Raw genomic sequence first — 22477 nt, 5'->3', positions numbered from 1 at the left:
TAATGAATTAAATTCTATCCCAATTTATACATTAACGAACTAGTACAGACTTGGCAGATACCCATTGATTTCCGCCAAGGTCATACCAAGTTTGTCCTTGAACGTTTGCTACACGGAAGTATCTCCAGCTTGAGCCGTCTTTCAAGAACTTACCAGCAATTTGATCTTGACCTGGAACACGCCATACTGGTACACCATAGTCTGGCTTAGAATTAATAGTTAATACACCAGATTTTGCAGTAATTTGTGCTTCTTGAGTAGTATATTTTGCCATAATCCATTTACCATTACTAATTTCGTAATATAAGTTGCCATTGTAGTACTTAGAAGCAATAACAACAAATTCTGAGCCAGCTTCAACTTGTTGGTCTAATTTTTGACCATCTGGTGCTGATAAAACATCAACAGTCTTAGTAACCTTAATTAAAACAGTAGATGCAGCCTTAGGAGCAGTATTAGTACTAATCCATTGAGTACCATAGTTATTGTTTGCAGCAGTAGTTACTGCACTTTGGTAACTTTGAACAGGCTTTACAACAGTTTTAGCACTAGTAGTTACTGGAGTTGTCTTAATTTCCTTAACTTCAACTTTCTTAGGTTTAACTACTGGAGCTTCGGTGGTCTTTGCAGCTTCTTTAGTTACAGTAACTGGAGTAGTCTTAACAACTGGCGTTGATTCCTTCTTTACAGATTCAACTGGTTTAACTGGTTTAACTGCTGGAGTTTCAACTTTTTTAACTGTATCAGTAGTTTTAACTACTGGAGTTGCAGTCTTAACTTCTTTGTTTTCAGTTTTAGTAGTTTCAGTTTTTACTGGAGTTGTCTTAGCTGGTTCAGCTTTCACAACGTTCTTCTTAACTTCAACCTTCTTAGGTGCAACAGCTAATGAAACAGCTAATTGCTTTACAGGTTGTGCTGCTTTATTTTCAGTTTTAACGTTTAAAGTGGTAGTTTGAACTGGAGTTTTAACTTCAGCGGCACTCTTTACTTTTACAGTTGCAGTTTTTACTGGAGCTGCAGGTGCTTGACTCTTAACTTGTTGAGTTTGTGCTACTGGCGTCTTAACTGCTTGACTTGCTTGATTATTAGTATTAGCGGCAGTATTTTGCTTAGTAGTTGTATTAGTAGTAATTGGACTAAATGCAAGTGCGTTAATCCAGCCAGTACCAATATATGCACGCTTAACACCATTGTTATAAGTGATGTACTTAGTAACATTTACGTTTTGACCAGTTCTTGCAGTACCAACTTGAGTACCAACGCTAGCGTCAACTGGGGCACTCATAATTGGTGTGGTTTGTGCAACTGTACGATTTTCGTTAACAACTTGGGTAACGGGATCGTACTTATCAAATCCATTAGCTGCAATAACACTATTAAGTGTCTGAGCATAGTTTGGTGCAGTTGCATACTTACCTTGTAAACCATTTTGAGTTGCTTGAGCGTAGTTCTTTGAATTTTCTACCCACGTACCAGAGTAATAGTTACCCATTTGGTTACGTAATAAAGAGCCATTATCTTCAAATGATTCAGTATATGATGGATACTTTCTAAATCCAGCGTTAGTAGTGTAATAACCATTGCTGCCGTACTCACCAGTATTCATATTTACTGATTGCCCATTGTAAGAGCCCTTAATACCGAATAAGTTATTATTAGGCGATTGTGCCAAACCTGATTGACCCCAAGCTGATTCGACCGCTGCTTGAGCAAGCATAACTGAAGTATAAGTACCATACTTAGATGATGCAGTTGTAGCAGCTGGAATAGCTTTGTTTAAAAATTCTTGTTGATATGTTGCAGCTTGAACAGTACCTTCACCAGTTTTTAATGGATTTTCTGGTTTAAGGTTGTTGGTAACTGATATACCGGCAGTTGTGATAAGTGCCGCGGTAGCAATACCAGTGAATGTTCTTTTTTTCATTGCTTAAACTCCCTCCAATTTACATACACCCTTTATTGTAGTGTGGCAAGTTGTCAGATACAACCGAACAGACATTCTGAAATAAAAAAGTAACATAAATTACATACTTTCGTCTCAAAATAAAAAAGGTAATGCCGAAACATTACCCTTTTAAGAGTTTATTTAATAACTTAATTAAGACCCTTATCTCATAAAATATTGCTCTAATTCTTTTCACTATCATCAAACACAGAAGTAACTGTACGTTCAACATATTGAGCAGATAAAGGAGCCTGATATTGATCAACTTCTTCCTTGACAAACAAGTTAGCTTCACAGATTTCGTTCATGGCAGTTTTAACCTCTTCTTCGGTTAAATTTTCTGCTGCATCAGGTAATGATAAGTTTACTTTTTTATTTTTAGCATTTTTAAATGTAAGTCTTAAAGTTTTAGTAGTAGTCATTTTGAATTCTCCTTTAAAATTTTCTATATATTATTCTTTCATTTCTTAAGCTTGAATATCTGAATAAGAAATTAATCTAGCACTTTTAATACCATCATCTTTTTGCAATTTAGACAAAGCCTTGCCAACTTTCATCACGTCTTCAGCACTAGCTTGCTTTTTAACGTTCTTCAAAATTCTGTTTTTCTTACCATTGCTGTATTTTTCACCTGCAAAAGTAAATTGAACTGATTGATCTTTTAAAACAAATTCCATTTTTCTACCTCTGATAATCTAATTAGTAACTAAATATATTTTGTAAGTTATCACCGGTGAATTGCCTTACACTATTACTAACGATTTACCACAAAGATTTGTGCCAATTTTTTCAATGAATTTTTTATGAGTTAAATTTGGTATAATTTAAGTAAGATAAATTCATTTTTATAGGAGGAAGAAACAATGAAACGATCAAAAATCGGAGTTGCCATTATGGCATTCTTTATTACCTTATTCGCAGTTGGATGTTCTAATTCATCAAATAGCTCATCTAATAATGGCTCAGACAAGTACACTACTTATATGAGTCAAGGAAAAGATGCTGCCTCTAGTCAAAAGTACGAAGCAGCTGAAGAAAAATTTGAAGATGCTCACGATGTAAAAGCAACTTCTGAATCAAAAGCCTATGCCGATCAAGCAGGCGCTATGAAGGATGCTCAAGAAGAAATCAGAGAGTACGAATTTAAAGATGCTTTAGGTGAATTAGACAAGGCAGCTAACAAAACTAATGGCTATTCTGTAATGACTAAGCAAGCTGCTAAGCTTTATAAGACGATTAACAAGGTACAAGACCATATCACTCACGATATCAATCCTTTATACAAGCAAGCTAAATTAAGCTATCGTGATGGTAACTATCAAGCAACAGTTGAATCTTGCGATCAAATTTTAGATTTATCTTACATTAATGGTAAGTACTACAAAAAAGTAAAGAAAAATGTAAAGCATTTACGTAAAGTTGCTAATGCTAAATTAAATGGCGAAGACGTTAACGACGATATTGATACTGATAATTTAGATGCTAATGATGACGATGAAGCAACTACTTCACACAAATCTACTAGTTCAAAATCTAATTCATCTAATAGTAGTAATACCAATACTAGTTCTAGCTCTAACCAAAGTAATTCAAATACTGCTAACGCTCAAAACAACTCTGCAGCAAACAAACAATCATCCCATGCTACCACTTCAAATAGTAATGCTCACAATAGCTCAAATACCAATTCTTCATCAAACTCAAATAGTGGCATGATGATCGATGGTCAAACAGTTACTGGTCGAGTAATTGCACAAACTCGTAACCAATTAAGTTCACTTGGTGTTGATACTAGCTCTTGGTCTGACCAAAAAGTAGTTAACTTCATGAGAGCAGCTGCTAATAATGGTCACACTACAATTGATTCATACACTAAACAAGATGTAGAAAACTTCCAATAAACCCTACAAAATTTGCTTTTGCTTGTAATTCAATGTAAGATTATATTGAATTTTTGTACAGCTAAACAGTAAAGGAGCTCTTAACTTTGACTGAAGACAAGAAGAACACCGAAGAAACTCAAGAAAAAGAAGAATTTGAAGTAGTTATGCCAGAGGCAAATCGTGTAGAAATGCCAGCTACTGAATTTAAAGAACAACCTGATTACTTAAAGACATTTGCTAACTTCTATATTTCAAAATTCGACGAAAGCGATCTTGAAATTATGGATGTTTACGATGGTAATCATGACGTTATTGAAATTAACACTTACTTAACTAACAACATGGCCTTCAGCCGTCAAAACTTAGTCAAGCACGTATTAAATATTCATGCTGAACGCTTTATGGATATGCTTAACAATATTCAAAAGCAAACTGGCGTAGATCCACAAAATATGAAGACTTACGAAGATTGGAACAAATGGTACACTGATCGTCGTAACGAAATCAAACAAACTCTTTCATAAAAAAATCACAATTTATTATTTGCATATTAGGTTCCAAAGAGCCAAAATAGTGCTAGCGAAAATAAAAAGAATGTATTATTACAATACATTCTTTTTTGTTTATTCAAAATGTTATTTAATACTTTTTAAGAGGAAAGCTCATTATGAATAGTAATTTACGTAAAAAAGTCACCTTAGCGGGACTTTTAGTTTCAATTGGAATTGTTTACGGCGACATTGGTACAAGTCCACTTTATGTTATGAAAGCAATCGTAAACGAAAACGGCGGAATTGCTCATGTTAGCCGCGAATATATTGTAGGTTCCATCTCACTTATTCTTTGGACGATTACACTTTTAACCACTGTTAAGTATGTTTTAATCGCCCTTAAAGCAACTAACCATGGTGAAGGTGGAATTTTCTCTCTTTATGCTTTAGTTAGAAAAAAGGCTAAATGGCTAGTTATCCCTGCCTTAGTTGGAGGAGCTGCTTTACTGGCTGATGGCACTTTAACACCAGCAGTTACTGTTACAACCGCTATTGAAGGTCTTAAAAATATGAAATTTGGTAACGATATTCCAGTGCCAAATCAAAATAGTGTCATTATGATCACAATTGTCATCTTGCTTTTCCTATTCTCTATCCAAAGAATGGGAACGAGCGTTATCGGTAAGACATTTGGGCCAATCATGCTGGTCTGGTTTACCTTCTTAGGATTAACTGGAATTATGAACTTAAGTCATGACTGGTCCTTACTTGAAGCACTCAATCCACTTCTTGCTATCAAAATTTTATTTAGTCCTGCTAATAAAGTCGGTGTTTTAATTCTAGGAGCAGTATTCTTAGCTACTACTGGTGCGGAAGCCCTTTATTCAGATGTTGGACACGTTGGTAAAGGTAATATTATGGGTTCTTGGCCTTACGTTTTTATTTGCTTAGCCCTAAACTATCTTGGTCAAGGCGTTTGGATCTTAGAGAACCCTAATTATCATGCTGGTGCCACAGACTTTAACCCATTCTTTGAAGCTCTACCAAGCCAGTGGAAGTTCTTTGCAATAATTCTAGCTACCCTAGCCGCAATCATTGCCTCGCAAGCTTTAATTACCGGCTCCTTTACCCTAGTTTCTGAAGCTAGTGGTTTGAAGTTTTTACCGAGAATGAAAATTATTTATCCTTCTACTGAACAGGGACAGCTTTTCATTCCGTCAATTAATAAGATGCTTTGCGCTGCTACAATCGGAATTGTCTTCTTATTTAGAACCTCTGAACACATGGAAGCGGCTTATGGTTTAGCAATCACTGTAACCATGCTCATGACGACAGTTCTGCTCTTTGAATACCTATCACTTAGAAAAGTTAACTTTAGTTTGCGACTAATCTTTTTGCTTTTATTCGGGGCAATTGAAACCATGTTCTTGATTTCTAGTTTAGCTAAATTCTTACATGGTGGTTATGTCACGGTAATTATTGCAGCCTTTATTGGGGCAATTATGTATGTTTGGTATTTTGGTAATAAAGTTCGTGATAAACGTGAAGCCGAAAATGCCTATGTTCGCTTAGACGAATATACTACTATGCTCAGCAATCTAAGCCATGACGAAAGTATTCCGCTATATGCAACAAACTTGGTCTACATGGCCAAAGTTAAATACAACAAGTTTATTAAGCGTGACATGCTGTATTCAATCTTAGATAAGCGTCCAAAGCGAGCTCATGCTTATTGGTTTGTAACCGTAAACGTAACTAACGAACCTTTTACTGCTGAATATGCAGTTAATACCTATGGCACCAAAAACGTAATTAACGTTCAACTATACTTAGGATTTAAGCAGCAGCAAAAAGTTAATGTTTACTTACGTCAGATTGTCCATGACTTAATTAAAGATGGCACAATTGAATCGCAACCACAAGAATACACTACTACTCCAGGTAGAGATGTTGGTGACTTTAAGTTTGTAATTGTAAATGACGTAATTAGTCCTGAAACTCAACTAAGTTCTTATGAAAAGTGGCTCGTTGAAAGCCGGGTCTGGCTTCAAAACTTATCCTCTAATCCTGCTGTTTGGTTTGGATTAGAATATGCCGATACAGTAATTGAACGCGTACCATTAATTCTAGGTTCGCAAGATGTTAAATCTATTCACAGAACCAAACTAAGATAATTATTTTAAATTATTCTCCGATAGATACTTGCAACTCTTGCATAAATAGATGAAAATAGATATGTTTAAAGAAGAATGTCCCTTTTTTGGCATTCTTTTTTTACGTTATTTAGATATTTAGTCATTTTGGCTATTTATTGGGAGAATAAAAATGAATGAAAAAACACGGAAAAATATATCGGCCGCGGGATTATTAATTGCGATTGGTATTGTCTATGGTGATATTGGAACCAGTCCGTTATATGTTATGAAGTCGATTGTCGCCGGAAATGGTGGGATTGCTCACGTAAATCGTGACTTCATTGTCGGATCTATTTCCCTAGTACTTTGGACAGTTACTTTATTAACAACTTTGCAGACTGTCTTTATTGCATTAAAGGCTACTAACCACGGTGAAGGTGGTATTTTTGCTCTCTATACTTTAGTACGTAAACGTGCAAAATGGTTAGTGCTTCCCGCTTTAATTGGTGGAGCTGCAATTTTAGCTGATGGTACATTAACTCCTGCTGTTACTGTTACAACAGCTATTGAAGGGCTAAAAGGAATTGAATTTGGTCACGGCAACGTTCCAGTTTCTACGCAGGGAGCCGTTATTGCAATTACGGTAGTAATTTTGCTGATTCTGTTTTCGATTCAGCGAATGGGAACAAGTATTATTGGTAAAGCTTTTGGACCAATTATGTTTATCTGGTTTACCTTTTTAGGTGTTATGGGCTTGATGAATATGATGGGTGACTTATCTATCTTACAAGCTCTTAACCCTTATTACGCAATTAAGCTTCTATTTAGTCCATATAACAAGGTTGGAATCTTTATTTTAGGATCCATCTTCCTTGCTACTACTGGTGCAGAAGCATTATATTCTGACGTTGGTCACGTTGGTAAAGGAAATATTATTGGTTCTTGGCCATATGTCTTTGTTTGTTTATCACTCAATTACTTTGGTCAAGGCGTTTGGATTCTAAATAATCCTAACTATAACGCTGGAAACGGTGATTTCAACCCATTCTTTGAAATCATCCCACAAAATATTCGTCTAGCTGCCATTGTCTTGGCTACTATTGCCGCCGTTATTGCTTCACAAGCTTTAATTACTGGTTCATTTACTTTAGTAGCTGAAGCTAGTGGATTGAAGTTCTTACCAAGAATGAATATTATGTATCCTTCAACTAAAAAGGGACAGATTTATATTCCTTCTGTTAATAAGATGATCTGTATTGCAACAATTGCGATTGTTCTTTTCTTCCAAACTTCCGCTCACATGGAAGCAGCCTATGGTTTGTCAATTACTATTTCAATGTTAATGACAACGATCTTGCTTTACGAATGGTTAGCAATGAAGGGCATTCGTACAATCTGGAACTGGATATTCTTAATTTTCTTTGGCTTTTTAGACATCATGTTTATGTTGGCCAGCTTGAGTAAATTTACACATGGTGGTTACGTATCATTAATTATTGCCGGTTTCATCGGAATCATTATGTATGTTTGGTTCTATGGTAATAAGATCAGAGACAAACGTGAATCGCGCAATGCTTATGTAAGGCTTGATGAATATGTAGATATGTTAACAAACTTGAGTCATGATGAAGATTACCCTACTTTTGCTACTAACCTCGTTTACATGGCCAAAGTTAAATACAATAAATTCATTAAGCGAGAAATTCTCTACTCTATCTTAGATAAACGTCCTAAACGTGCACGAGCATACTGGTTCGTAACGGTTAACGTTACTAATGAGCCATTTACTGCTGAATACGCCGTTAATACTTACGGAACTAAAAACGTAATTAACGTTCAACTCTTCCTAGGATTCAAGCAGCAAACTAGTGTGAATGTATACTTACGTCAAATCGTACATGATCTAATTGCTGATGGCACGATTGAATCACAGCCGCAGGAATACACTACTACACCTGGTAGAGATGTTGGTGATTTTTCATTCGTCATCGTTAACGATGTAATTAGTCCACAAACACAACTTAGAAGTTATGAAAAATTCTTAGTTGAAGCACGTGTATGGCTTCAAAATCTATCTTCTAACCCAGCTTCATGGTTTGGCTTAGATTATGCTGATACAGTTATTGAACGGGTACCATTGATCTTAGGAGATCAACGAAGACAACATATTACTCGCATCGCACCAAAGAAATTTGAAGATATCAAAAAGAGACTTCGAGCTGAAGGCGAACTCAAAGAGTAATAAATAGATATAGACATACAAAAAACGCATCCCAATTGGGATGCGTTTTTCAATGTTCTAATATAGAAATTGATAGGGGATTTTTTCAATTAACTAATTTAATTCTTTAATGATACCTTCCAAAGTCTTCTTAGCTTCTTCTTGGATTGGTTGAGTAGGATGTTCTTCATCATATTTGTTCAACCAGTCTAAACGGTCTTGCATTCTCTTAGCTAAGGTCTTTTGGTATTCAGGATCTTCTAGGTGAACTTCATAACCTTCAATTGGTAAGTAAGATACACCCTTGAAGTTACCAAATGGCTTCCAATCACTATCTTTGATACTGCCATTAGCAAGATCTTCTACTAGCTTCTTAGTTACTTCCTTTGGAATGTCCTTACCCATAAAGGCATCGGTGTTCAAGATGTAACAAGAAGCTCCACGCTTAGTGAATAATTCCTTGAAGTCTGAGTAGTCACCAGATACTGGATAAGCACGGAATGGGTCTGCGAATGGTTCAATTACCAAAGTATTCATGTCAAAGCCCTTTGGTAAGTTTTCAGCACTAGTTCTCTTAGTAGCTAAAGTAAGTCCCATTGTTGTTGCTAAAACTGGATCATCAACTTTTAAGATTGGTGGTAGTGAACCATCCTTCATAATCCAGAACAAAGCAGTAATTGGGGCATCTTCGTAGTCAACTCTATGTGGTGAAGTGTAACGAGTCTTAATGACACGACCATTGTTGTTACGTAAGTCCTCAGTTACAATAACTTTCTTACCATCTTCATCTTGAGTAACTGCACAGTTCATAATTGTAGTGTAGTACTTGGTCTCGTGGTGACCTGCTGGATAGTCGTGAGTCTTATCAAAGTATGAAGGCTCCAATGCTACTGAAGAACCATCTTCACGAGAAATAATAAATGCGTCATCGTGTAAAACGGTGATATCATATTTACCATCATACATTTCATGAGTCAAAGTAGATTTACCTGAACCAGATAAGCCATAGAAGGCAAATACTTTATCGTCCTTATCTTTAAAGTGGAATGACTTTTCACCACCGTGACAAGCAGTATAACCATTTCTATGAGCCATAGCCCAAGCAAGAGTTAAAGTACCCTTCTTCAATTCACCAAAGTAACGTAAGCCAAAGACTGCAGCACAGTTATGTGGTGCGTCAAAGACGCCAAAACCTTTAGGATAATCTTCATCTTGAGTATTTGGATCGAAGTAGAAGTAAATATCTCCTTCGTCATATACTTTAGAATTCTTGTAAATCTTCTCTGCTTCTTCATCAAAGAAGTGGAAATTCAAAATATATGAAAGTAAGTTAAAGGCTTGATCCTCTGGCATCATAATATGTGCCTTAACAGTAAAGCTTGGGTCTAATCCCACTAGAACTATTGCCTTTAAGAATTTTTGATCGTGGCCCTTATAAATATCTTCACGTAAGTTACCTGCTAATGCCTCTGGATCTTCTTTTGGATCATCAACAAAGTGACGTGCACTTGCTGTTCTACCCAAAATTTTACCGTGGTTATAAACTAACTGCTTTGCTCCTTGTGGCAAACCTAGTTCCTTAGTATGTAAAATTGGTAGGTCAGTTTCGATAACACCAGATTGTTTCTTAGCTAAATTATAAGCTTCAGCAACACTAGTTACTTCGTGTACATTGTTGCCATAAAAGGCAGATTCAATAGTAGAACGAACCCGACTAAATTTTTTGTTAGCTTTTCTTAACTCATCATGAGAATAACGTTCTTGTGTACTCAACTTATTTTTCCTCCTCTGAAACCATAGAAAGCGGTTTCAATGATTACAATTAAATCATAACATAACAAGACAGCTATAGCCATGTAATAATCAAAAAATAAATTGATATTAATAGTAAGTAAAACCATACAAAGAAAAAGCAGCCTCTTAATAAGACTATCTTATTAAAAGACTACTTTTGTATATGATTAAGCAACTTTTATTTTATTGTTTTTATTATTAATAAATTTCTTCCACAAGTAAAATACGAGTACGCTAAGCCATGCTATTAACGAAATTGCGCTGACTACATAGAACCAAGCCGGAGCAATAAAGTGTAAAACAGCACGATTTAGACCTGATTTTTGAGAAATAATTGGATTTCCAATTACGTTTTTTGCACCAGTGAATTTTTTACTGTTCACAGTTAATTCACTTTGCTTGTATAAAACAACGGGCAAAACAATATCTTTATCCTTTTTTCCTTTCCAAGAAAGAATCAAATCACCATTTTTAGCAACTTTATGATTAAATTTTTGATATTGATCAACTACATTTATTTTGTAAAGATAAGCTGCGTTTTGGTCAATAGACTTGTCTTTAGTTGGTAAATAATCAGGCAAGTAGTGCCATTTCAATATCTTAAGCATCTGATCACTGTTTGATGCTTTAGCTACTGTTTGAACTTGCGCATCTTTTCCACAAGCAACAGTAAAGATGTGATTAGTAATGATATTCGGCAAAGCAGCTTCTAAAAGAAGAACTACTACTAAACTAATTCCAACTGCCCTTGGCTTAACTCCTTGCTTTAGTAATTGATTAACAGTTAGCGCCATCCCTAGCAGAATTAGTGGATAGGCAACAACAGTTAATCTAAACGGAAATTGGAAGTATGACTTTAAACTTGGAAAAATACTTTGAACCAATCCCCAAGGAAAAACAAATGAAGATAATCCTAGTAAGACCGTACCCCAAATAGTCACGAAAGTATTTAATTTATCTTTTTTGTAGTGCATTACAACATAGACAAATTGCGCAATAATTAATAAAACAAAAATTGGCAAAATATAGGCAAAGGCTGTGCCATATTCATTATGCCATAGCACATGTGGACGTAAGCCACCACGAGATAGATCAAATTCAGTATTTGCAGCTAGGTGATTATTCGGCATTAAAACTAAAAAGGCCCCAATGACATTAGCTGATAGTACAATTGTTCCGACAACAGCCTTAATAAAAGGTATCCATATCTTTTTAGAATTTTGATTAATAATTAAGGAATAGAGAAAGAAAGGAAGTAATAAAAGAGCTGCCATTAAGGTACTTAAAACATGAACCTGCACTAACAAACTCATTACTAACATTAACTGAATCCAGTTAATTGGCTTTTCTCTATCTTGAATCATGCGTACGCCGCATAACACAACTAACGGCATTAATGCTTGTCCCCAACCGTTAAATGAACTACGGTTAATAAAGGCTGGAATCATCCCGATATTAATATAAATAATTCCCATTACTGTGGCTAGTAGCTTATTAATACCTACTTTTTGAAGTAAGTAATACATACTACCAGCGCCTAATAGCGAAATGACATAGGCTAAAATGACTTGGTAGTTAAACCAATTACCAGCAATAAGAACTAAAATTCCATTAAAGTAGGCAAATAATGGCCCGTAAATCGCATTAATAATTCTGCCGCTTTGCTGGAAAGTAAAATTAGTTTGAAAGATACTAAAAATTCCAGTTTTTAACTGCATTCCTGCATCATAAAAACGACTATAGTGAAACAAAGTATCTGCTGTATCATCGCTAGCTAGAATAGTATGCGAAATTAATTGTGGCGAGATAACGATTGTAGTGGCCAAAGCAATTAATAGATATGGCCAAATAAATTGGCAGAACTTATTAGTTTTTATTTTTTCTAACATTTTTAACCTTTTCTAATTAAGAAGATTGTCTTAGGTAATAAGAATACCAATTCATAATATTATTAACGAATTTTTTTTGCAAACTATGAAAAAAGAATCAAACAGCTTTTTACCATTTGATTCTTAATAATTCTTATTTAATTCCTACCAAATTACAACACGTTTTTCTGGATCAAGCCACATACCATCTTCTGGCTTCACATCAAATGCCTTGTAGAATTCTTCTTGGCATTGTGATTGAACATTAGCTCTTTCAGGACCAGGAGCGTGAACGTCAACTGAAACTTGCGTCTTAATTGACTCTGGAAGTTGCTTGTTTGCCCAAACACGAGCAAAGTTTTCAAAGACTTCCTTCATATTGCCATTTTCGCCCTTATTAGCTTCAACAGCAGCAGTTAAACCACCTTGGTCTGCAATATTTTCTGAAACAATTTGCTTACCGTTTAAGGTAACTGGACCATATTCAATGCCGTTAAACAAGTCAATTTCATCTTGTGTACGCTTCTTAAATTCAGCAAAGTCTTCATCAGTCCACCAGTTCTTTAAGTTACCGAATTCATCAAACTTAGCACCATTGTTGTCAAAAGCGTGAGAAATTTCATGGGCGATAACCACACCAATACCACCGTAATTCAAGCTACGTGATTGCTTTAAGTCATAGAATGGCTTTTGCAAAATTGCAGCTGGGAAAGTAATATCGTTTCTTTGTGGATCGTAACATGCATTGACTAAGTTACCAGGCATTAACCAAACAGTTCTATCAACTGGTTCGTTTAATTTTTCAAGGTTGTACTTAACTGATTCAACAGCAGCGACACTTTCATTTGAGTAAAGACTGCCACCTTCAGATTCAGGAGTTACTTGAAGACGATCATAAATTTTTTCAATTTTTTCTGGATAACCAATCTTCAAAATTAAAGCACGTAACTTAACGATTGCCTTCTTCTTAGTGTCTTCAGATAGCCAGTCATTTTCAGAGATACGCTTTTCATAAACATCGATCATCTTATGAATCATATCTTCAACATCAGCCTTAGCTTCTGCACCAAAGTAAGTTTGACCATAGTAAACACCAACTACTTCACTGAACATACCATTAGCTAAACGGTAAGCTTGCTTAGTTCCAGAAGATAATTCAGGTTGACCTGATAAAGCTTGACTAAATGGAAAGGCAGCTTCACGGAAGTCTTGAGAAAGATATGCAGCTACGCCGTTAATGAACTTAACAACCATCCATCCCTTAATTTCGTCAAAATTATCTTCGTTGATCAATTCTTCAACATGATCTAAGAATCTTGGTTCAGTTACGATAACCTTTTCAGGTTTTTGAGCAAATAAACTAGTTAAGAAGTTATCAATCTTAAAGCTATCAAATTTTGCTTCAAATTCAGCTAAAGACATTGGGTTGTACATTGCTGGATAATCTGCCCATTCTTCAGTTGACTTAAGAACTTTAGAAAGTTTCTTATCAAACTTCAATGCATCTTCGACATACTTCTTAGCATCCGCTTCACTTACACCAGCCATCTTCAACAAGTTTTCAGATTGGTCTTGCAATACCTTTAATAAATCAGCAGCTGCAGGATTGTCATAAGTAGTTGTATCAGGCAAGAACAAACCAGGTCCGCCAAAGTAAACAACGTGAACTTTTGTATCCTTCATGTCGGCATCAACAGAAACGCTAATTGGCAAGTCAAAGGCATTCTTATAGAAATCAGCTGCTCTTAAGTTCAAATCAGCTAAGTTGCGCAAACTAGTAATTTCTTCAAGGTCAGCCTTAATTGGCTTCGCACCATCTTCGTTTCTTTTATCGAAATTATTAGCGATCTTATAAAGTTCAACTGCCTTTTCAAAATTAGGAACTTCTGGCAATTTTTTTTTACCATCTGCAAAATCAGCAAAGTCTTGCATTAAGCTCTTCTCAATATTCAAGTCAATGCCATCAAATGAGCTAATTCTTGAACGGTCTGAAGGAATCTTTGCTTTTTCAATCCATTCAGAGTTCACTGCTAAGTAAAGATTATCTTGTGGTCTTGCGTTAAGATCTGGCTTAGTGATATCACCAGCACCGCCACGTACATTGAATAATGCCATTAATTAATTCCTCCTTGTAATTCATAAGTGGTTATATAGATGATATCATTATTAAAATTTTTAGTCTATTATTAAAATCCAACTTTCTATTCCTTATCACATAACTTCTTAATCCCTTCTGGCGTGTTAGCTTGCTTCAATTTTTCAATAAAGTCTTTATGCGTAAGCAACTTAGCTGTATTAGATAAGTACTGTAAGTGAGTCTTACTGTCCTTTGCTGGAATTAAGAAAGAAATCACCGTATCAATCTTTTGCCCATCTAAGGAATTCCAATCAATCGGATTTTTCAACTTCAAAACAAGCATGGCAGATTGCTTAATAGCAGTAGATTGTGCATGTGGAATTGCAAAACCATCAGTCATCCCTGTAGGGCTTTCCTTTTCTCTAGCTAAATATTTATCATAAACTTCCTCGCTATCAGAAGCTAAGCCATTCTTTACAGCTAAGTTAGCTAAATACTTTAGTGCTGAATCTTTATCTGGAACATCAACATTAATTTTAATATTTTGAGTATCCAAAATATCTTTAGGGTTATAGTCAGTAGTTTCTTTTTCAGCTACTGGTTTGTTAACATTTTCTTCTTCACCAAAGACATCAATATCTGGACCATCTTCAAATTGTGGTTCTGTCTTAGCAAATCTACCGGCAATTAAAGCTAGTAAAATTCCGGAAACTAGTGCACCGACTACGATCCATAATACCCATAGAAATGGCTTATTAACGAGTGGCAAAATAATAAAACCACCATGAGGAGCTGGAACTTGAATTCTAGAAACATAAGTCAAAGCTGCTGCAATTGCGGAACCGACCATAAATGCTGGAATATTCCATAATGGGTGTTTAGCAGCAAATGGAATTGCACCTTCTGTAATGTGCGTTGATCCTAATAAGAAGTTAACATATCCAGCAGTACGCTCGTTCTTAGAATATGCTTTCTTGTTTAACAAAACTGCAAAACCAGTTGCTAGAGGCGGTGCAATACATGCAGCAGATACACCTGCCATGAAGTAGTAATTACCTTGAGCAAGAAGTGCAGTACCAGTTACATAAGCAGCCTTGTTAATTGGTCCACCAAAGTCAGAGGCACACATTACACCAATGATAATACCTAAAAGAATTGGACTTGAATTTTCAAAACCTTTTAGCCAAGACATCATTCCTGTATTAATTGCCTTAATTGGTCCATTCAACCAGAACATAATTGCACCAGTGATGAATACCCCTAATACAGGCAATAAGAAAATTGATTTTAATCCTCTAAATTCTTTGTCTGGCAATGGTTTCATTAATTTTTGCAATAAAAGTACTACAACAGCAGCTAAATAACCACCAATGATCGCACCTAAGAAGCCACCACCACCAACGCTGGTAATCATCCCGGCTGCAAAACCAACAACTAGCCCTGATCTTTTAGCTAAAGCTTCTGCAATAAAAGCACCTAAAATTGGAACCATCAATCCCATTGTTGTGCTACCAATTGTATTTAGCATGTAGGCAAATTGATTATACTGGCTACTCTTAGGGTCAGCTGAATAAATACCCCAGAAGAATGAAACAGCAATTAAAACACCACCAGCCACAACAAATGGCAACATGTGGGAAACACCATTCATTAATGAAGTATAAATTTTAGTACCTAATTTCTCAGCACCAGCACTACTTTTTCCAGTAGAACTTTTAGCCGTTTGCCCTGGCTTATAAATTGGCGTGTCCGAACTTAATGCCTCTCTAATTAAAGTTTCAGGTTCTTTAATACCTTTGGCAACTGGAACAATTACCACTCTTTTTCCAGCGAACCGATCTGGATCAACGTCAACATCAGAAGCAATAACAACACCTTTTGCCTCTTTTATTTCTTCTGGTGTAAGTTCGTGTTCAACACCAGTTTGCCCGTGTGTTTCAATTTTGATCTTATAGCCTAATTTTTGGGCAGCTTTTTCTAAAGCTTCTTCAGCCATAAAGGTATGGGCAACTCCAGTAGCACATCCCGTTGCCCCAACTAAATCATATTGAGCCATCTTATTTCATCCTTCCTACTACTTAATTTCACTTACTTGAATTTCGTTTAAATATTTTTCTAATTTAAAATCTGTTAACCCCGATCGGCTAGCTGTATCGCTACCCGCTGCTATTGCAGATTTTAAAGCTGCAGTATCACTTTTATCTTTTTCTTTTTCTCCAATAAAGGTTCCAAGCATTGTATCACCAGCACCAGCCGTATTAAGTGCTTGAATTTTCGGTGCATTGCCAAAGTAGGCATGATCTTTATTAATTAAGGCTGCTCCATTCTCTCCAAGTGAAACCAAGACATTTTGACAGCCAGCACTAATTAACTTACGAGCTAATTCAATAATCTTTTTCTGATCTAATTTTTCATTCAGATCAAAGAAACTAGCTAGCTCTTGATCGTTTGGTTTTAATAAATACGGCTGATACTCCAGCGTATCTAACACAACTTTAGAACTAGAATCAATTACTAGTTTGACCTTCTTTTCTGCTGTAATCTTCGCAATTTCAACCAAATATTCTGCTTTAATTCCTCTTGAAAAACTACCTGAAATAATTAAAGTATCGTCTGCTTTTAAGGTGTCTTTTAAGTATTTCAAGAACTTATCTTGAACCTCTTGTCCAACTTCTGGACCAGGATTTACTTCTTTGTATTCCACATTTTGATCTAAAACTCGTGTAAAGACATTAATCCTAGTTGGTTCTTTTACCTTAAGAAACTTAGTCTTGATGCCTTTTTCCTCTAAACCTGCTGTAATGTAATCAAGAGTAAAGCCTCCTCCAATTCCGGTCGCCATGTTTTTTATACCCATTTTTTTTAAAATAAACGATACATTTACACCCTTACCATTAGGTTGAAGCTCAAAATTTTCAGTTCGATTAACAGTATTTGATTCTAATTTTTTAGTAATAATTACCAAATCGATCGCTGGATTAAGTGTTATTGTATAAATCATGAGTTTTCTCCCTTTTCTTACCGCTTACATTATTAGTATACTTAGATATGAACGTAAGGATTTTCCGAATTGAAAGCGTTTTATAAAATAAGTGGTAAAGTTTTACAGAAAGGGAAGTACTAATATGCAAAATAATGATCTTAGTAATGCGGAATTACATTTATGGGAAATAGTTCAAAACAATCCGCAAAAAATTGCAAAAATGTCAATTGTAAAATTGAGCCAGTTTGCTCATGTTTCAACAGCTACTATTGTTAGAACAATGCAAAAGATGGGCTATAGTGGCTATACTTCTTATCGAGAATCTTTAAAGTTGCAAGATCGTTCTAATAGCAACTTTGACGTTTTAAATGACGCTGACGATAAAATTAAGAGCGTAATCACCAAAAATGAGATTGAAATGAATAATACTCTCCATAATCTTAGCTATAGCAATATTGAAGATAGTATTTCTATGACCAAACAAGCAAAGGTAGTCTATATCTTTGCGCGTGGCTTATCTGAATCGATTGGTCAAGAAATTATGGTTAAACTTCAACTAACTGGTAAATATGTCGAGTTCCATGCTGATCCTAACATTATTAAAACCGCCTCTAAGCGAATTAAACAAGACGCTCTGGTTATTTTTATTAGCCTAAACGGCAATACGCCCGAATTAGTTGATGCAGCTAAAAGCTTATCTCACCACGATGTTCCTATTATTACCTTTACTACTAATCCCAACGGCCAACTCGCTTCGCTTTCGACATTAACTTTTATGGGATACATGTCTAAAACCAACTACTTCCCCGACTATGAAGTACGTTCTAGACTACCTTTACAGATTATGACTCGGATCTTTTCAGATGCTTATTCAGTTAGAACAGGTTTTGCTAGGCAATAATTATTGTTAATACTTGATTTTAAAGATAGAAAAAAGAGTTGATAAACCATTTGTTTATCAACTCTTTCTGTATAAATGTTTAAATTTTATAAATTAGTTATTCTTTTTCTTACGGCTCATGCCCATTGCACTAGCAATACCAACTGAAGCAACTGTTAAGCCTGAGATTGCTGCAATAATTTCATTCTTAGCACCAGTTTGTGGCAAGTGTTTAGTAGTTGCTTGACCACCAATAGAAACAACATGTGCTTTATCAGCTTTTACCCAGTGATTTGCTCCGATCTTGTAGTAAGTCGTGCCGTTTACAGTCTTTTCACCAAAAACTTTAACTGCGGTATCAGAGCCAGTTAAAACAACAGATGCAGCTGAGTCGTCACCATTATCAACAATCTTTACAGAAGATGATGATTTTGATTCTTCCTTAGTCTTATTTGACTTGTTTTCAGATTTAACATCTGATTTTACATTATCTGTAGAATTTTGTTCTTTCTTTGAATCTGATTTGTTATTACCTGAAAAATCAGGTTCTGGCTTTTCAGTATTTACACTTTCTGAACCTGGCTTAGTTGCTGGTTTAGCAGGTTTTTGATTATTAATTTCAGGTTTAGAATCTGACTTACCAGTATTGTTGTTGGCTTTTTTATTCAATTCAGCTAATTTAGCTTTTGCGGCAGCCAATTTACTTTGTTCATTAGCTAAATCTGACTCAGCCTTCTCCAAATCTTTTTCTGCACTTGCAACTTGAGCATCTGACTTACCCTTGGCTTCTCCTAAAGAAGATAAAATTAATTCTTGTGCTTTTACATCTTTATCAGCTGTTAATACATCATTGTTTGCGGTAGTTAAAGCTGCTTGAGCTGCTGCTAAGTTAGCCTTAGCATTTTCTAAGCTACTTAATGTTTGCTTCAATGATTCTAGACTTGCTTGTGCAGCCTTAAGATCCTTGTTCTTGGCATTAACATTACCTTGTGCATTATCAACAGTTGTTTGAGCTGACTTCACTGCAGCAGTAGCTCCAGCTAAAACATTTTGAGCTTGAGCTAAAGCATCGGCAGCCTTAGCTTGAGCAGCTTTTGCGTCATCTAATGCTTTTGCCTTTGCACCAACTTTAGCTTGTACAGCTGCTAAATTCTTGTTTGCTTGATCTAGTTGCTTTTGTTCAAATTCGAGATTTTCTCTGCCCTTTGCAAGAGCATCTTGAGTATCAGCAATTGCCTTGTTAATCTTAGTAGAACCATTGTTTAATTCTGCTAAGTTAGCTTGTAAACTCTTAACATTGTTTTGGGCTGCTTGAACGGCATTTTGTGCAGCAGTTAAGTTTTGGCTTGCGGTTTCTACGTTAGCTTTAAGAGTGTTAATTTGATCTTCTTGTTTAATGTTTTGCAAATATGAGTGAACTAGATTTTGGTAACTATTGAAGTCCATACCGTTAATTGGATCAAATTCAATTTCATCCATGCTATCTGCATTATCCATGAATGGTTCAATCTCATATTCATTTCCAGCTAATCCAACATAGTTGGCATCTGGTTTTATCATAGAAGTATAGTGACCAATATCTACTGGTTTATTACTCCAGAAATCAACATCTCTTGCCCAATCATCTTCAGTTAATGGATGACTACTTTCAAAACTATAAGCAGCTGCATCTGGATGATCCTTAATATAGTTATCGATATCTTCTTTTTCACTCATCCAGTTATCAATTGGATTAACGTCTCCAGCTGAAATATCTTCTTCATCTTCATAAAATGGACCATATTTAGCAGTTAATAAAATAGGGTGATTAAATTCATCAGAATAATGTTGAAAATCAGAACTAAGCATTGCAATGGCAACAGCAGTTAAAGAAATTGATGGATGACTCAAGCCATACTTATCACGGTATGTCATCCAATGTTCATAATATCCTAGAGCTTTTTCCATATTACTGAATGAAGTAGAGTCTTTTTCTTGACCCAACTCAACAGCTTGTTTAACCCATCTTACAGTAATATCTTGGTAAGCATTTGGCTTACCAGTAACAATATCATATGCAGTACGTGCATCTTCTCTTAAACTTTCAGAATTATCTTTATTATCGGCAATTGACTTAAAGAAACCAGCCGCACCACTTGCTTGATCTTTAGCAACTTGATCTTGTAAATCTTTTAAAGCCTTTTTAGCATCAGCCAATGCTTGTTGTTTAGTATTAACATTGTTTTGGGCATCTACTACAGCTTGATTTGCAGTTGCAATCTTATTATTAACAGTTGCAATCTTTTGATTGTTTTCAGTTAAAGCAGACTTATTTGTAGTTAAAATAGATTCATTGTTAGCATTGGTCTTTTTAATGTCGTTTAATGTCGTTTGAACCTTTTCAACGTCTTGCTTTGCTTCATCTAAACCGCTGTTCTTAACATCAGCTTCTGCCTTAGCAACATTCTTATCGGCTGTTTGTTTAGCAGATTCTTTAGCATTAACTACATTTTGAGCATCAGCTTGTTTTTGCTTAGCAGTTGCTAATTGAGCTTGTGCTTTATTCAAATCTACATTTGCATCACTAACATTTTGCTTAGCATTTTTAATTGCATCTTGTTGAGCGGCAATACTCTTTTGTGCTTTTTGAATATTTTCTGGAGTAGCTTTCTTTGAAATTTCAGTGACACTATTTAATTTATCTTGTGCTTGTTTTGCGATAGCTTGCTTAGCAGAAAGATTCTTTTGACTGTCATTTACTTTAGCTTGTTGAGCAGAGTAAGCATTATCCGGTGCTTTAGCTTTTGCTTGAGCATCAGTTAATGCACTCTTCTTGCTATCAACAGCTGCTTGAGCATTATTAACTGAATTCTGTGCTTCATTAACAGCTGCTTGAGCATTTTCTTGATCTGATTTTGCTACAGTAACAGTATCGTTTTCATTAGTTGATGCAGCTTGAACTTTACCATTATTGGTGCTTGCCAAAATAGTAGCAGTTAATGCTGCCACAGCTAAACTTGTGTATTTTAATCCTTTCATTTTTTCTCCTCCAATTAACATTACTCTTTTATTCTAATAACTTATAAATGGCTTTTCAAGTGCATAAACATTGGCATTTTACATATAAAATCAAGCTAAATTTTCCACAAAAAAACAAGGCTAAATTTCTAGCCTTGTTTTTCATTAGTTATTAAACTAATCTATTAATCTTCAACTTCGAGCTTATCTTTCCATGACTTAGCACCCTTAAGTGCATCGTTCAAGTTCTCGATATTCTTCTTACCTTCAGTTGATAACCATTCTCTACCTTGCTTTTCACCTTCGGCAGCAAATGGCTTAATTGCTGGCTTCCAAGTTGCACGTCCACAAAGAACACCATTGAAGTCTGCATCAGCTTCTTCAGCCATCTTAATTTCGGCAATGAATTCTTCACTTGTTACACCAGCTGATAAGAAGATGTATGGTAAATCAGTTAAGTCTGATTGTTTCTTCAACAACTTCTTTGCTTCTTCTTGAGTATAAACAACATTGTTGTCGCCATTGAAACCTTCTACGTACTTAATATTGAATGGAATTTCAACCTTAAGAACAGTAACGTCATATTGAGGTTTTGAAAATTCTTCAATTGTCTTAAATACTTTTTCAGGCTTTACTTTAGCATATTCCTCGCTCTTAACGTCATCCATCTTGCCATCATAAGTTAATAATTCAAGGAAAAATGGAAGACCGTTTGCTTTAGTTTCAGCTCCTACTCTTTCAACGAAAGCCTTCTTCTTATCATTAATTTCATCACTTTCGTCTGGATCGTAGTAAAGCAAGAATTTAACTGCATCGGCACCATCATTTTTAATTCTTAAAGCTGATTGGTCGGCAATTAAATCACACATTCTACCTGGTTCAGTGGTGTCATAACCTGTCTTTTCATAAGATAGTAATAAACCACAATTCTTATCCCTTACCTTAGTTGCAGGAAGACCATATTCTGGATCCGTTAAAATTGCGGAAGCATATGGTGTTAATTCTTTAGAAACAGCTTCTTTAAAATCTACGATTGTTGTTTCATCGGCAGGTTTATTTGCTGCTTCAGCTAACATTCTCTTTAATGATCCTCTTTGGTCAATTGCTAATGCGCTGATTACTCCAGCTTCATTAGACAAATTGTCCATATGTTTTGCAACTTCAGGTGAAATTTTTCTCATTGTGTATCTCCTTTTACTTAAC

At 35.4% G+C, this 22477-nt stretch carries 15 protein-coding genes; 5 read left to right on the top strand and 10 right to left on the bottom strand.

Going from position 1 to position 22477, the window contains the following annotated elements; genetic code table 11:
- Window positions 1-31 precede the first annotated feature (31 nt).
- From LpgJCM5343_RS00795 to LpgJCM5343_RS00785, 3 genes are all read right to left on the bottom strand, one after another.
- Window positions 32-1924: a glycoside hydrolase family 73 protein gene (locus tag LpgJCM5343_RS00795; RefSeq protein WP_101890920.1), complete on the bottom strand. Its 1893-nt coding sequence runs from the start codon at window positions 1922-1924 to the stop codon at window positions 32-34.
- Window positions 1925-2127: 203 nt separating this feature from the next.
- The gene (locus tag LpgJCM5343_RS00790) at window positions 2128-2367 is read right to left on the bottom strand and encodes a DUF2922 domain-containing protein (protein ID WP_003647935.1); all 240 of its coding nucleotides are present in this window, start codon (window positions 2365-2367) and stop codon (window positions 2128-2130) included.
- 45 nt (window positions 2368-2412) lie between these two features.
- Window positions 2413-2622: a DUF1659 domain-containing protein gene (locus LpgJCM5343_RS00785; RefSeq protein WP_003649580.1), complete on the bottom strand. Its 210-nt coding sequence runs from the start codon at window positions 2620-2622 to the stop codon at window positions 2413-2415.
- Between the two features lie 186 nt (window positions 2623-2808).
- Here LpgJCM5343_RS00785 and LpgJCM5343_RS00780 point away from each other — a divergent pair, with 186 nt between their 5' ends.
- From LpgJCM5343_RS00780 to LpgJCM5343_RS00765, 4 genes are all read left to right on the top strand, one after another.
- The gene (locus LpgJCM5343_RS00780; protein ID WP_101890919.1) at window positions 2809-3846 is read left to right on the top strand and encodes a hypothetical protein; all 1038 of its coding nucleotides are present in this window, start codon (window positions 2809-2811) and stop codon (window positions 3844-3846) included.
- Window positions 3847-3932: 86 nt separating this feature from the next.
- Window positions 3933-4352 (top strand): hypothetical protein, encoded by a 420-nt coding sequence (locus LpgJCM5343_RS00775; protein WP_003649582.1) that lies wholly within the window; start codon window positions 3933-3935, stop codon window positions 4350-4352.
- A 143-nt stretch (window positions 4353-4495) separates the two neighbouring features.
- Window positions 4496-6493, top strand: a complete 1998-nt coding sequence (locus tag LpgJCM5343_RS00770; protein WP_113576177.1) for a KUP/HAK/KT family potassium transporter — start codon at window positions 4496-4498, stop codon at window positions 6491-6493.
- A 151-nt stretch (window positions 6494-6644) separates the two neighbouring features.
- Entirely contained in the window at window positions 6645-8696 is a 2052-nt protein-coding gene (locus LpgJCM5343_RS00765) for a KUP/HAK/KT family potassium transporter (RefSeq protein WP_077410100.1), read from the top strand.
- Window positions 8697-8789: 93 nt separating this feature from the next.
- Here LpgJCM5343_RS00765 and LpgJCM5343_RS00760 read toward each other — a convergent pair whose 3' ends face one another.
- The 5 genes from LpgJCM5343_RS00760 to pfkB form a co-directional block, all read right to left on the bottom strand.
- A complete protein-coding gene (locus LpgJCM5343_RS00760; RefSeq protein ID WP_101890918.1) occupies window positions 8790-10448 on the bottom strand; it encodes a phosphoenolpyruvate carboxykinase (ATP) in 1659 nt (552 codons plus the stop codon).
- 188 nt (window positions 10449-10636) lie between these two features.
- Window positions 10637-12358: a cell division protein gene (locus LpgJCM5343_RS00755; RefSeq protein ID WP_101890917.1), complete on the bottom strand. Its 1722-nt coding sequence runs from the start codon at window positions 12356-12358 to the stop codon at window positions 10637-10639.
- A 144-nt stretch (window positions 12359-12502) separates the two neighbouring features.
- Complete coding sequence (locus tag LpgJCM5343_RS00750; protein ID WP_101890916.1) at window positions 12503-14452, bottom strand: M13 family metallopeptidase; 1950 nt, start codon at window positions 14450-14452, stop codon at window positions 12503-12505.
- A gap of 86 nt (window positions 14453-14538) precedes the next feature.
- Entirely contained in the window at window positions 14539-16470 is a 1932-nt protein-coding gene (locus LpgJCM5343_RS00745) for a fructose-specific PTS transporter subunit EIIC (RefSeq protein ID WP_101890915.1), read from the bottom strand.
- Between the two features lie 18 nt (window positions 16471-16488).
- A complete protein-coding gene (gene pfkB / locus LpgJCM5343_RS00740; protein WP_101890914.1) occupies window positions 16489-17415 on the bottom strand; it encodes a 1-phosphofructokinase in 927 nt (308 codons plus the stop codon).
- Between the two features lie 124 nt (window positions 17416-17539).
- Between pfkB and LpgJCM5343_RS00735 the strand changes: the two genes are divergently transcribed.
- Window positions 17540-18298 carry a MurR/RpiR family transcriptional regulator gene (locus LpgJCM5343_RS00735; RefSeq protein ID WP_020806619.1) on the top strand — a complete coding sequence of 253 codons (759 nt, stop codon included), beginning with the start codon at window positions 17540-17542 and terminating at the stop codon, window positions 18296-18298.
- Between the two features lie 93 nt (window positions 18299-18391).
- Here the strand turns inward: LpgJCM5343_RS00735 and LpgJCM5343_RS00730 are convergent, their stop codons facing one another.
- On the bottom strand, window positions 18392-21295 hold the full coding sequence (locus LpgJCM5343_RS00730; RefSeq protein ID WP_113532461.1) for an LPXTG cell wall anchor domain-containing protein: 2904 nt from the start codon (window positions 21293-21295) through the stop codon (window positions 18392-18394).
- A 164-nt stretch (window positions 21296-21459) separates the two neighbouring features.
- The gene (locus LpgJCM5343_RS00725) at window positions 21460-22455 is read right to left on the bottom strand and encodes a tagatose 1,6-diphosphate aldolase (RefSeq protein ID WP_020806621.1); all 996 of its coding nucleotides are present in this window, start codon (window positions 22453-22455) and stop codon (window positions 21460-21462) included.
- Window positions 22456-22477: the final 22 nt, after the last annotated feature.

It is taken from the genome of Lactobacillus paragasseri, from assembly GCF_003584685.1.
Taxonomy (GTDB): domain Bacteria; phylum Bacillota; class Bacilli; order Lactobacillales; family Lactobacillaceae; genus Lactobacillus; species Lactobacillus paragasseri.
This window is presented reverse-complemented; position numbering and strand designations above follow the sequence as displayed.